The 13,379-nt window shown below is 37.2% G+C and carries 15 protein-coding genes; all 15 read right to left on the bottom strand.

What is annotated here, in order from left to right; translation table 11 throughout:
- Positions 1-64 precede the first annotated feature (64 nt).
- Positions 65-853, bottom strand: coding sequence for a YlmH family RNA-binding protein (locus ACYQ73_RS03635; RefSeq protein WP_460011187.1), 789 nt, complete (start codon positions 851-853; stop codon positions 65-67).
- Between the two features lie 117 nt (positions 854-970).
- The gene (locus ACYQ73_RS03640; protein WP_460011188.1) at positions 971-1,249 is read right to left on the bottom strand and encodes a YggT family protein; all 279 of its coding nucleotides are present in this window, start codon (positions 1,247-1,249) and stop codon (positions 971-973) included.
- A 20-nt stretch (positions 1,250-1,269) separates the two neighbouring features.
- Positions 1,270-1,767 carry a cell division protein SepF gene (locus ACYQ73_RS03645; protein WP_460011189.1) on the bottom strand — a complete coding sequence of 166 codons (498 nt, stop codon included), beginning with the start codon at positions 1,765-1,767 and terminating at the stop codon, positions 1,270-1,272.
- The gene (locus ACYQ73_RS03650; RefSeq protein ID WP_460011190.1) at positions 1,751-2,455 is read right to left on the bottom strand and encodes a YggS family pyridoxal phosphate-dependent enzyme; all 705 of its coding nucleotides are present in this window, start codon (positions 2,453-2,455) and stop codon (positions 1,751-1,753) included. The genes ACYQ73_RS03645 and ACYQ73_RS03650 overlap by 17 nt, the downstream gene beginning before the upstream one ends.
- A gap of 150 nt (positions 2,456-2,605) precedes the next feature.
- Positions 2,606-2,842 (bottom strand): PRC-barrel domain-containing protein, encoded by a 237-nt coding sequence (locus ACYQ73_RS03655; protein ID WP_049668351.1) that lies wholly within the window; start codon positions 2,840-2,842, stop codon positions 2,606-2,608.
- A gap of 373 nt (positions 2,843-3,215) precedes the next feature.
- Positions 3,216-3,989 (bottom strand): RNA polymerase sporulation sigma factor SigG, encoded by a 774-nt coding sequence (sigG, locus tag ACYQ73_RS03660; RefSeq protein WP_049668350.1) that lies wholly within the window; start codon positions 3,987-3,989, stop codon positions 3,216-3,218.
- Between the two features lie 114 nt (positions 3,990-4,103).
- Positions 4,104-4,811, bottom strand: a complete 708-nt coding sequence (gene sigE / locus ACYQ73_RS03665) for an RNA polymerase sporulation sigma factor SigE (RefSeq protein ID WP_049668349.1) — start codon at positions 4,809-4,811, stop codon at positions 4,104-4,106.
- Positions 4,812-4,824: 13 nt separating this feature from the next.
- Positions 4,825-5,658 carry a sigma-E processing peptidase SpoIIGA gene (locus tag ACYQ73_RS03670; protein WP_460011191.1) on the bottom strand — a complete coding sequence of 278 codons (834 nt, stop codon included), beginning with the start codon at positions 5,656-5,658 and terminating at the stop codon, positions 4,825-4,827.
- A 1,063-nt stretch (positions 5,659-6,721) separates the two neighbouring features.
- Positions 6,722-7,879 (bottom strand): cell division protein FtsZ, encoded by a 1,158-nt coding sequence (gene ftsZ, locus ACYQ73_RS03675; protein ID WP_460011192.1) that lies wholly within the window; start codon positions 7,877-7,879, stop codon positions 6,722-6,724.
- 246 nt (positions 7,880-8,125) lie between these two features.
- Positions 8,126-9,409, bottom strand: coding sequence for a cell division protein FtsA (ftsA, locus tag ACYQ73_RS03680; RefSeq protein ID WP_460011193.1), 1,284 nt, complete (start codon positions 9,407-9,409; stop codon positions 8,126-8,128).
- A gap of 97 nt (positions 9,410-9,506) precedes the next feature.
- The gene (locus ACYQ73_RS03685) at positions 9,507-9,878 is read right to left on the bottom strand and encodes a small basic family protein (protein WP_370075316.1); all 372 of its coding nucleotides are present in this window, start codon (positions 9,876-9,878) and stop codon (positions 9,507-9,509) included.
- Between the two features lie 3 nt (positions 9,879-9,881).
- Positions 9,882-10,601, bottom strand: a complete 720-nt coding sequence (locus ACYQ73_RS03690) for a DUF881 domain-containing protein (protein WP_460011194.1) — start codon at positions 10,599-10,601, stop codon at positions 9,882-9,884.
- Between the two features lie 130 nt (positions 10,602-10,731).
- Entirely contained in the window at positions 10,732-11,460 is a 729-nt protein-coding gene (locus ACYQ73_RS03695) for a DUF881 domain-containing protein (protein WP_460011195.1), read from the bottom strand.
- Positions 11,438-12,259, bottom strand: a complete 822-nt coding sequence (locus ACYQ73_RS03700) for a cell division protein FtsQ/DivIB (protein ID WP_460011196.1) — start codon at positions 12,257-12,259, stop codon at positions 11,438-11,440. Before ACYQ73_RS03700 ends, ACYQ73_RS03695 begins: the two co-directional genes overlap by 23 nt.
- A gap of 21 nt (positions 12,260-12,280) precedes the next feature.
- Complete coding sequence (ftsW, locus tag ACYQ73_RS03705) at positions 12,281-13,360, bottom strand: putative lipid II flippase FtsW (protein WP_460011197.1); 1,080 nt, start codon at positions 13,358-13,360, stop codon at positions 12,281-12,283.
- Between the last annotated feature and the right edge of the window lie 19 nt (positions 13,361-13,379).

A 13,379-nucleotide genomic window follows, 5' to 3' on the forward strand; every position in this document is an offset into this window, starting at 1 on the left:
TACTTTCTATTATACAATTGTTCCAACAACTTAGCAGTAAAAATTAATGAAATTTACTTGATTTTTAGCTTTTTGGGGTCAATCGACCGATTTGCAAACGAATTTTATCTTTTTTTGTACGACCTTCAGTCATCATCATTTTTATTCGACCGCTTCCACGTACAGATAAAATATCTCCTTCTTGTAATTCAAAAGCAACTGAATCCCGTTCAGCCCAATTGACGCGTACCTTTTTACCTGTAATTAATGCTTGTGCCTTCTGACGAGAAATTTTTAAAACCGTTGAGATAATCACATCTAAACGCATAGAAGAAACCGTATGAGATTCTTCTAGCCACTCATCCTCGTTTTGTAGCAATGGCTCCGTCTCTTTAATCGATTCTACATGAACCTTTACCTTGCCGATGCCTGTTAAATGTAAACGTACATAATCAGCTACCTCCATCGCTACTACAAATTGTATAAGATGGTCATTGACACGAATATCACCGAATTTGCCACGCTCCAACCCTAAAGATAACAAAGCTCCAAGGACATCTGGATGTCCTAATTGAACAAATTTCACAGGATATTGAATCGTAAATACTGTAAGCTGAAAATCTTCCTCCATAGGCTCATAATAAGTAGGATAAATCAGCATGCGTTGTCTTTCTGCTTCATCAAAGAGCCCAGCACTAGCTGTTTTTAATGTGTCATACTGTCCAATTATCGATGCTACAATAAAGCGCTGCCGAGGATCTAAAAAATCAGTAAGCTTTGGAGCATATCGATCCTCTACCTCATGCTGCCAACCTATAACCTGTTCAATGAAAGGCTGTTCATCTTTCCTAAAATGCTGTATTAAATGCTCCATATAACTTCACCTCTATTATCACTCTTTTACTTGTACCATTTCATTGGTATTTTAAGGATATCTAAAAAGTATTCCCCATAAATAAAAAATCCCCACCGTTCGTGAGGATTTCTTTTATTAAAACATAAAGAATATTTTTTGAATTACAATAAAAAGCCCATTTTTAATAAAAGTAAGCATAAAAATTGCCACAATTGGTGAAATGTCAATCATCCCAATTGGAGGGATGAATTTTCTAAAAATCCCCAAATAAGGCTCACATACTTTTTTAAGGAAACGGCCAATTGCTGAATCTTGTACAGCAGGCACCCATGACATTAAAACATATCCAACTAACATATAAGAATACACGTTAAATGCTAATGATATATAACCTAGAATTATCCATAAATCCATATAAACTACAATCCTCGCTATTAATTATCGTCTAAAATAAAATTCGAAATTTCGCCAGACACTTCTACATTATCAGGTGTGCATAGGAAAATATCTTTACCGATTCTTTGAATATCACCGCTAAGTGCATAAACTGTGCCACTTAAAAAATCAATAATCCGTACACCTTGTTCTCGCTCAATACGTTGTAAATTGACAATCGTTGCACGCTTATTTTTTAAGTGTTCCGCAATATCCTGAGCTTCGGCATAAACTCTAGGTTCAACTAAGACAACTTTTGCGCCTTTAGAATTCATGGCTGCCTGCAAACTTACTATGTTATTTGTAGGTGCTGTACTTTGCGGAAAAATTTCCTGAACCGCTGCTTTACGCTCTTTCATAACTTTTTTAGGCTTCGCAGATTGAATCTGTTGCTGTTGTTGTACGGGTTGTTGCTGTTGAATAGGAGCTTGCGTGATTTCTTCTTCTAGTTCTTCCTCAAGATAAAAGAAATTTTTAATTTTATTTTTCATGCTCATCCTGTTCCCTTCTTTCATTTCCAACAAGAGCCGTTCCAACTCGAACAAATGTAGCCCCTTCTTCTACCGCAATTTCAAAGTCATTAGACATGCCCATTGATAACTCGGTACAAGGTGCGTGCGCGAATCCTTGCTCGGCTATTTGCTGTTGACATTGTTTTAATTGCTTAAAAACAGAGCGAATAATTGTATCCTCATCTGTGTTTGGTGCCATTGTCATTAAACCAACAACTTGAATTTTTGTAAAATCCTTTAATGATTCAATAAAAGGCAGAACTTCTTCAATCGATAAACCATGTTTTGCTTCCTCGCCAGATACATTAACTTGTACAAAACATTTTACAGGTTTGTCTGCTCTTTTTTCAATTTCCTGAGCTAAACTCAAACGATCTAATGAATGTAAATAATCAATACTGTTAATAACTTGTCTGACCTTACGTGTTTGTAAAGATCCGATATAATGCCAATGTACATCAGCATGAATCGTTTCAATTTTACGATTTAAGCCTTCAGGACGGTTCTCACCTAAATGCATAAGCCCTGTATCAATTGCTTCTTGTGTTCTTTCTACAGAAACTTCTTTTGTCACTGCAATAATTTGGACTTTTTCTGTTTCACGATTTGCACGTTTTTTTGCTGTTTGTATAAGATCATTAATTTTCTTTAAATTTGCTAAGATTTTTGTCACTGTTTTTCCCAACTTTACAACAATAGTTTCTTTTATTGTAACAAGCAATGCTTGAATTATCAATGAATAGCCTGACCTATGTGAAGTACTTATACCATCCTTATGCTTTAAAATTGCTAAATTTTTTTATAGGCATAGATATTTTTCTCTTTAGGATAATGCTTTTACCAAAATTACATCTTTCCCCACTACAAGTACATCTTTCATATACACTTTCCTAACAGATTCTTCTCCGCGAAAAAAGCCTAGATATTTACGGGGTTCTGCAATCATAAAAGCCGTAACATAGCCTGTTTCTTTAGATACCTCTGCATCTACCACAAATCCTAAAAAGCGTCCATTGCCTGCTTCAATAACTTCTTTTTGCTGTAACATTGAGAAACGCATTTTATCCCTCCCTAAATCAATTACTCTCAACATCGTTTTATCTCAACAAACTATGTTTTCTCTATATATTTATGTGTTTATTGTTGTTTAAATGAACATGAAATGATTAAGGAATCTCTCTTTGGCAAAACGTGTGGTTGATTTCCGTTCCGACTGGGCGCTTTCCTGGGGGCGTTCGATGAGCCCCAAGGAGTCGCCCAGTCTCCACTCCAATCAACTAATTCACATGACATCCAACTTTTTAGTTTTATCGACATCCACCTGCTAAAGAGCAAAAAAAGATTCACACACAAAGCTGTGCTTGAATCCTTTTACTTTCTTAATTATTGACATAAATAAAATGCGCACCGAGCATTCGGATGCGCATTGTTTTTTACTTATAATCTTTCTGCATTGTTTCAATTGCATTTTTTTCTAGACGTGAAATTTGCGCTTGAGAAATCCCCAATTCTTTTGCAATTTCAGTTTGTGTCTCACCGTAATAAAAACGCTTTGCAACAATCATTTGTTGACGATCATCTAACTTTTGCAAACTTTCCTTTACTGACACGTAGGCAACCCATTGATCTTCTGATACATCATCATCACGTAATTGGTCCATCATATAAACAGCGTCTCCACCGTCTGAATAAATGGGTTCCTGTAAAGAAACTGGGTCTTGAATGGCATCTAAGGCAAATAAAACATCTTCCTTTTTCATGTCAATCATTTCAGCAATTTCTTCAATCGTTGGTTCTCGTAAATTATCGGTTATCCATTGCTCTTTTGCCTGCATCGCCTTATACGCAATATCTCTTAGAGAACGAGAAACACGTAATGCATGATGATCACGCAGATGGCGACGAATTTCACCAATGATCATCGGTACAGCGTATGTTGAAAATCGTACATTATGCTTCAAATCAAAATGATCAATGGCTTTCATGAGGCCAATACAGCCTACCTGAAATAAATCATCTGCCTGCTCACCCCTGTAGGCAAATCTACCGACAATACTAAGCACTAACCTTAAATTGCACATTACAAGCTCTTCCCTAATCTCAGTTTCTCCAGCTTGTAAACGAATGAATAGTTCCTTCATTTCCTCGTGCTTTAAAATTGGCAAAGTCGATGTATCTAAGCCGCAAAGATCTACTTTAGTTCGCATATTCGATTCCTCCGGATGTTATTCTCTGACTAAACCGTTACATCAGTTTGTCCGAGAGAAACGAGAATATGCACAAAAGCTACGACCAATTTTAGGTAGGGTAAATTTCCCTCTCTAAGATATTGGCTGATTCAGATTTTCACGTAAATCTTGAATAATTTTCTTTTCTAATCGGGAAATATAGGATTGCGAAATACCTAAATGATCAGCAACCTCTTTTTGAGTCATTTCAATTTTTCCATTGAGACCAAAACGACATTCCATAATATATCGTTCACGTGCACCTAGTAAATTAATGGCATGAAACATATGTTGACGCTCAATTTTCTTCTCTACATTGTCTAAAATAATATGCTCTTCAGTTCCTAAAATATCAGACAATAACAACTCGTTTCCATCAGCATCGGAGTTTAATGGTTCATCTAATGAAACTTCACCCTTCATGCGACTTGTTTTACGTAAATGCATCAAAATCTCATTTTCAATACAACGAGACGCGTATGTGGCAAGCTTAATATTTTTATCTGTATTGAACGTTTCAATCGCCTTTATTAAACCGATAGAGCCAATACTTATTAAATCCTCAATCGGTGTACCCGTATTATCAAAACGTCTAGCAATATAAACAACAAGACGTAAATTACGTTCAATTAGTGTATCTCTAGCTCGTAAATCACCATTCATAAAGGATGCAATGACTGTAACTTCTTCTTCTCGACTTAGTGGCACTGGCAATGAATCATTTCCCCCTATATAGTACGTTTCACGACTCCGAAACTTACTCCAAAATTTTTTCAAGCTAGCAAGTAGCCTAAGAAGCAATAGTTCTCCCCCTCTATGAGTTATTTGAAAGCGCTGAAAAATGTAAAATTGCTGCTGTGCTATGTGGAAAATTTTTAGCTTTTTTTGTTAAAACGATATATTCATTCGTTTTCACTTGTGAGTGCTCCCCTTTGATATGCCACTCTTCAAAGCGAAAACCTAATACAACCGATTGCTGTTGTACTGTATTGACATGAATAAATCGAATATAACGCTGATAATCTTCTGAAAACATAGATACATTATACGGATCAGTTTCTTGCCATTCTAATAATGATTTGCAAAATGTTGCAGGTAAGTGTGGTCGTAACGCTGCATAAGAGACAAAGTGTACAGGTTTTCCTGATAGTGGTTCAATCGCTTGATTTCCCGTATCCGCAAATGCAGAAAGCGGTATCTTTACATCAAAAATTTTTAACGTCGTATCAAACACAAACTGACCACTTAACCGCTCAAGCTTTACAAATCCCCATTGCTTATAAAAAGCAAGAAGATTACCAACTGCTAATAGTAGGCAAATAATTATAAAATGGACAACAGAAAGATTCTTTAAATACGGTTGTAATGCTGTTAATAATCCACCAATAATAATTGTTGCTGTTAAAACGATTGGTCCTTGCTTTTGAAAGCTTCGAATCTTGAAGCGAAAAGCTAGTCCGATCAGTAAGATAAAACTCAGTAGCGTCGTTAACAGCATTTGTCCACCTATTACAGCTACAAAACTACTACAAATAGAACTCATTAATAATCTCGTGTTCTTTACAAAAACCCCTGTTACTTTTGCCGTAAACTTGAGTATCGCTAGATTAAAAAGGGTATTAATGAGCACCAGCCATTCTCCATACATAACAGCCGCCTCCTACATACAAAGTTAGCATGTTACTCCCACAAATATTGTCAAACAATCGCATCATTTTATTAAAATGTTTTGACAAAATACATCTTTTCCTTACACATTTGAACATAATTAATTTTTTATACGCTGAAAATGGCCAAGGAAATTTTTATGAATGTTGTAGCGCTTTATATGAGGATGATTTCTGTTCCAGGCTATCCGCCGCTTTTCTAAGAGGCAAACATCGAGCCGTTTCCTCCATTATTGTTATTGCTGTCGTTTTGTTAACACTGCGCTTTCGCACAAAAAACATCTATTGCTGTCGCTTCGTTTACACTGCACTTTCACACAAAAAACATCTGTTGCTGTCGCTTCGTTTTCACTGCGCTTTCGCACAAAAAAACATCTGTTGCTGTCGCTTCATTTTCACTGCCACCCATTTGTTTAAATTACGTGTATCACTTAATTTAAAGCGACGTGTCAGAGGATACTTGCCATGTGAATTAGTTGATTTACGTTCAGACTAGACTACATAATAAAGTAAAAGGATTCACACACAAGGCTGTGTGTGAATCCTTCTTTTGCTCTTTTGAAGGTGGATGTCGATAAAAATTAAAAGTTGGGTGATAAAACGTGTAAGTTAGTCGATAAAATTCAAAAGTTGGGCGATAATCCCTGAAAGTGTTCCGATAAAACTAAAAAGTTGGAGACTGTGCGACTCCTAGGGGATCAGCGGCACAGATGCGACACTGTAGCGAGCACGTAGGGGAACGCATCACGTCCTGTGATAACGCCTTCGTGACCAACATCGTGTTGGTCCAAGCGGCTCATCGGACGCCCTCAGGAAGCTTTGCTTGCGCGAAAGCGAAGCGTCAGCGACAAGTGCTCAGTCGGAACGGAAATCAACTCCACGCTATTGTGATGAATTCACTGCTATATAAATACTTTGAAGATTTATCGGAACAAAATCTCGTTTTATCGGACTAATCTCAGTTTTTTTCATTTACATATTATCAACATAAAAAGCTCGTATTTCACATAATGTAAAATACGAGCTTTTTAGAAGGTTGGATGCTTATCCGCGATTTTTACGGTTACGTAAAAATGCTGGTACCTCAAGCATGTCATCCTGTACATAATTTTGTTGATTTTGACGTGGTTGTTCTTGCTGTACATGTACTTCTTGACGTTGCTCACGAATCGGAGCTTGCTGTTGTTGTGCAGCTTGTCTATTTGTATTTAACGTCGGTCGTGCAGTATTACGCTGTTGCTGTAAAGCTTCCTCTGAGAAACCAGTCGCAATTACTGTAACAATAATTTCATCCTTTAGATTTTCGTTAATAACAGAACCGAAAATCATATTAACTTCTTCATCTGAAGCAGATGCTACAATATCTGCAGCCTCTTGTACTTCAAATAGGCTAAGATTTGAGCCACCAGTAATATTCATGAGGACACCTTTAGCGCCATCAATTGATGATTCAAGTAAAGGACTTGAAATAGCTTTCTTAGCTGCTTCTGCAGCACGGTTTTCACCTGTAGCAATACCAATACCCATTAACGCTGAACCTTTGTTAGACATAATTGTTTTTACGTCTGCAAAGTCTAAGTTAATAAGACCTGGTGTTGCAATTAAATCTGATATACCTTGTACACCTTGTCGTAAAACATTATCTGCTTCACGGAATGCCTCTAGCATTGGCGTAGATTTATCGACAATTTGTAATAGCTTGTCGTTCGGAATGACGATTAAAGTATCAACAGACTCCTTCATGCCACCAATACCACCGATAGCTTGTGTTTGTCGTTTGCGACCTTCAAACGTAAATGGACGCGTTACAACACCGACTGTAAGAGCTCCTAAATCGCGAGCAATTTGTGCGATTACTGGCGCGGCACCAGTACCAGTCCCTCCGCCCATTCCGGCTGTAACGAATACCATATCTGCACCACGTAGAACCTCTTCTAATTGTTCACGGCTCTCTTCAGCAGCTTTTTTCCCTACTTCAGGATTTGCACCTGCACCTAATCCACGTGTGAGTTTTGTACCAATTTGTAGCTTTATTTCTGCTTTCGATAAATTTAGCGCTTGTGCATCTGTGTTTACTGCGATAAAGTCAACACCTTGTACACCATGTTCTATCATTCGATTGACAGCGTTGTTACCGCCGCCACCAACACCAATGACTTTTATTACTGCAAGTTGATCAACACTTGTATCAAATTCTAACATTTCTTTTTCCTCCCACGGTAACTCGACTCTGTATCATTCATTACGCATTCAAGATCAATTATGCCTCGGTATAATTGCGTCCGGAATCGGCTTTGTGCTGGCACAAAGAACTCCTTTCCGATTCCGTGACATCCGCCGGAGGCATTAACTTCTTTCAGCAGGTGTTTGGACATCTGCTGAAAAGTAGCTTAAATCCGCATTCATCTCTCACCACCTATAGAGGTGGGAGACTTCTGCTGAAAGAAGTTAATCAAAAAATTTATCAAATAATTTTTTTGCTCTTCCGATCACGCTTCCTTTTGATTCTGAAGGTGCAGCATATTCTTGCTTCTTAGGTGTGGCTGTAGGGGATCCTACAACTGCATATTCAATAGGCTGCGTATTAGTACTTTTTCCATAAAAATCATCTTCTAAATAGGCGTAACGAATAAGTCCAACTGCCGTCGTAAATGAAGGCTCTCTAACGCCAATATAGTCAGGTGTATATATTCTAACACGTGTTTGCAGAATCTGGCGTGCCAATTGTGCAATTCCCTCAAGCTTTGCAACGCCTCCTGTCAAAACAACACCGCCTGGTAAATCTCTTACACCTAGACGGGCTAACTCGTCGATGACTAACTCAAATAATTCTTCCAAACGAGCACCAATTATTTCTGATATAAAGCGCTGACTGTACTGATCTGTTGAATCTGTCCCTACAACGGGTACTTCAAAGAGTTCATCATCTGATGCGTCATCATAAAAGGCATGTCCAAATTGATGTTTAATTTGTTCTGCCTGTTCTGTTGGTGTTTTTAAGACGATTGAAATATCTTTCGTAATATGATCGCCACCAACTGGAATGACACCCGTATGTGTTAACAGTCCTTCTTCAAATACTGTAATAGTCGTTGAACCGCCTCCTAAATCAATGAAAGCGGTACCTTGGTTTTTTTCATCCTCTGTTAATGCAAAGAAACCTGCTGCTAATGGTTGTAAATAGATTTCTCGAATACTTAGACCTGCACGTTCTACACAACGTAAAACATTGTGTAAAAGTGTTTTAGAAGTTGTGATCATTGTGGCATCCATTTCTAAACGAATACCAATCATACCTCGTGGATCTTTGATTTCATCTAAATTATCCACAATAAATTGTCGTGGAATAATGTTTACTAATTCACGTTCAGGAGGTATTGACATGACTTGTGCAGATTCTACCACTCTATCTAAATCATCATCTGTAATTTCTCTATTTTCACTATTTACAGCGACAACACCTTTAACTAGCTGTAACATCGTCTGGTTAGCAGGAACACCTAAAACGACTTCATTAATTTGATACCCTGTCATTCGTTCGGCTTGATCTATTGCTTTTCGAATCGATTGAACTGTTGCATCAATATCAACAATTGCACCTTTTCGAACTCCATTCGATTTTACATTTCCGACTCCAATTACATGTAATTGGCCGTCGCTCATTTCACCTATTAATACCTTGATAGAGGAAGATCCTATATCAAGAGAAATATATAAATCTTGCTGATTCAATTAGCTGCACCTCCTTGAAAAAATGCTTCTTATTCTCATTCTATTGTAAATTCGGCATAATGTCTAAGCAAATCGAGCATTTTGCTCAATTTTTCTCTCATTCTATGGAATTTTTGTTCCTTTTATGACGTTTCTCATCCAAACGGGTTAGTAAAATACGCCTAATTATTGCTATATTTTGGAACAAACGTACTCCGAAAGCGAAAATAGCAGCTAAATACAAATCTATCCCTAAATACACACCCAAAAAGGCTAATCCTGCTGCTAAAGCTATATTAAAAAAGAATCCTGATACAAATACTTTATCGTCATATACTTGCTGTAATTGAGCACGAATACCGCCAAATAACGTATCTAAAGCTGCTAAAACAGCTATTGACAGATAATTTTCATATATAGAGGGTATTTGTATATTTGTTAACAAGCCAAGGGCAAGTCCAAATATCAAACCTAAAAATGGTAGCCACATATATTATTCTCCTTTTTCCACCTCTGTTAAATAATCATTTGTCAATCGCTGATCAAATGCTGGGATTGTTAAATGCTCAGTTGGTTCCTCTATTATTAAATTAAAGTTATCCAAATAAAAGGAATCGATAAATGTAGAAGCTTGTAACGAGTTGTACATTTTTTGAGCTTCTTTAAAAGAGCTTGTCCCAACATAAATTTCAAAGGGTGGTGAGGACAGTGGTACACTGTTCACTGTAGTCTTTCCATTTATGTCTCGAATGGCTGTCGTCTGAACAACCCGATTTCCATCAATCGAGACACTCGCTGCATTGTTTTTAAACAGAGCATTTAGTAATTGGGTTAGTAAATCAGGTGTGATTTCTTTGATTTCAAACCCCATTTCAACTAATTCTGGTGCTGGTTCAACTCGAAGTATAACTCCTGGACCTGTGACTTCCGTTAGCCCGGCCTGTAGTTTTAAACGATTCAGCGTTTCATTTAATGCTGACTGTAAATTTGCTTTCTCAGATTGCTCATAGCGACCCACTACTTCATTAAGTGAGCGAATTTCTGCTAATAATGCGGAATGCCTTTGCTTCTCTTCTGCTAATTCCTCTCTTATGGCCCAAATATCTCGTGTATCTCGCTCAGCTGGTTGCTTTATGGTATTGTATTGTACCGCTATCATCAAACCGATAATAAATAGCACGATCGTTATTCGGGTAAACATATTTTTTTTCAAAATAGCCCCTCCTAGACGTATCGTAACCCCTCACAGATTTACGCCTTAGATCTTGAATTATGCAAAATTATCTATAAGCTACCTAGAGGCTATAACCAAATTTAATTTGTAAATATTGACTAGAAATCGTTTAACTTTCTACTTTTGCTTTTGGCATTGTAAGCTTTTGATCTTCTTCTAATGATACAACAATATTGTCATTTAATAATTGATCCACAACGCCACCAGTTAAGTTTAAGGCAGCTATTAATGTTGCTGAATCTCCTACAGCTTCGACGACGAATGGAGCTGGATGTTGCTTACCATCAATAGTAATGACTGGTCCATTACAACGTATATAAGAATTCGCCAAAACACGTTGACCATTAATAGCAATTGCTTGCGCACCAGAAATTTTAAGCTCATTGAGCAATTTAAAAATATGACTTTCGTGCACGATATACTCATTAGGATTAGCGGATTTTGGACTGTAATCACCATCTTGAAGGGTAATACGTATCCCTTTTCCTTCTGAATTTAAATCGCCTAACAACAAGCGTAAATCCTCTGCTTCTTCAACAAGCTTTGTATAATCCTTTTTGCTAGCGACAAATGATTTTTCATACTTGCGAATTTTTTCTTGCAAAGCATTCGCCTCTTCTGATAATTCTTTATTGCGCTCTTGCTGTGCAATTAACTCCTCACGATAAGAATCCTCTTGCTCGAAAAGCTCCTTATTAGTCGAACCTGCATCTCGATTATCTTTTGCCTGGTTGTAGGAATAGCCAATGATAAACCCCATACTCACACAAACAATAAGCAACTGAAATTGTTTTCTAGAAAAGAAATTTTCTTTGCTATTCTTTTTCTTGTTGTTCATCTTTTTCCACTTCCTGGTTGGCCGCATCTTGATCTAAATCAATATTTGCTTGGTTGTACTCACTATTGAAAGGACGATAATACGAGCCGACCTCTAAATCAATAACCCCCTTCTCCAAATTTGGAATTTGTGCCACAAGTGAAGGGTAATGATTTAGCTTTTCTGCTAAAGTTTGAATAACGGCACGAACTTCATAGCCATCGTTCATATAGAGCTTGATTGCATTAGGATTTGTCTCATTACTGTTTGTATTGACTTGAGAAATTAATGCTAATACTTCTGGATTTAATTGAGCTAATTGCTTGACCAGCTTCTTAATGGTCTTTTCGCCAGTTATGCCGATAAATACAGGTGCATCAATCGGGATATCATCCCCAGCTTGTTCAAAGCGCTTGCCATTTTCAAGCAATGGATAATAAGTACCGTCACCAGCTAAGTACGCAACCTTTTTCCATTCTTTAATTTCTATTGTCACACCTTGAAGCCAATTACGTTTAACATGTGCTTCTTTCACCCATTTATCCTTTAGTAATATTTTCTCTACGTCTTCTACTTTAAATCCCCACATCGACTTCCCAGTTGTAAGAGTACTTGTCTTCATATAAAATTGTTCATCTACTAATCGAGCACCGTTGACTGATATGTTGTTGATTTTACTGTAAGGAGATTGAAAATAAAGGAGTACTGCTAACACGATAAAGAAAAGTAATATTAGCACTATGAATTTCCGATTTGTACGCTTTTTTCGTCGCTTTTTTAGCGTAGGTATGCGATCTTCTATATCAATTACTTTCTCCAAAAAAGTACTCCTCCTTTATATTTATTTCGCTAATTGATAAATAATACCTATTATTAGCCACATTGTTACTAAAGATGTTCCTCCATAGCTGATAAAAGGCAATGTAACACCTGTTACAGGAACTAAACCAATTACTACTGCTATGTTTAGAAATGCTTGTACGGCAAGCATTGTTACTAGTCCAATGATTGCGTAATAGGATGTTCTTGTTTTAGCACGCACTGCAAATTTATAGCCTGCATAAATCACCAGTACGAAAAGTGCTAAAATAACAAGCCCACCAAGCAATCCAACCTCTTCAAGAATTATTGCGTAAATAAAGTCATTTTGTGGTTCGGGTAAATATAAAAACTTTTGCCTACTTTGTCCAAAACCATGCCCGAAAATTCCGGCAGGACCTATAGCCATTAATGATTGTACAGCCTGAAACCCACTACCTAAAGGATCGACCCACGGATCGATAAATGCCTGAATCCGCTTTAGTCGGTATGGCGCTGTGACGATCAAGCCTACTAATCCAGCAATCCCAGCAACCATAAAGATCGCATAAAGCTTTAAAGGATACCCTGCCACAAAAAACAATAGAAACACAGACACAACTAGAATAAAAACTGAACCAAAATCAGGCTGTAGCATAATAAGTACAACAGGCAATAATAAAATCAATCCATGCCGCCAATTAATAATCGACGTACCTGTTTTATGCTGCGCTAAAATATGGCTCATGTATACAATGACTGTAATTTTCGTTAGCTCTGCTGGCTGAATTGTTAAAGGACCTATGCCAATCCAGCTTTGAGAACCATTTCGAACTAGTCCAATTCCTGGTATCAGTACAAGGACTAGTAAAATTAGCGAAAATATATAGGCCAGTTTCCAAAAGGACTGCTCTTTCAAAATATTTAATCGAATAGTGATTAAAAACACTACAATAGCTACCGCAAAGTATAAACTTTGCTTCATATAAAACGGCATTTTTCCACTATAATGAACGGCACTCCAATAGGTACCTGCAGAATAGACGAAAATAATGCCGATTATAGAAAGCATCAATGTTGTGACGAGCAATAAATAGCTTTCTTTCCCTCTCAGTATTGCCATCCTTCCAAGTCAAGTATAT

The sequence above is a fragment of the Lysinibacillus sp. CTST325 genome (assembly GCF_054665055.1).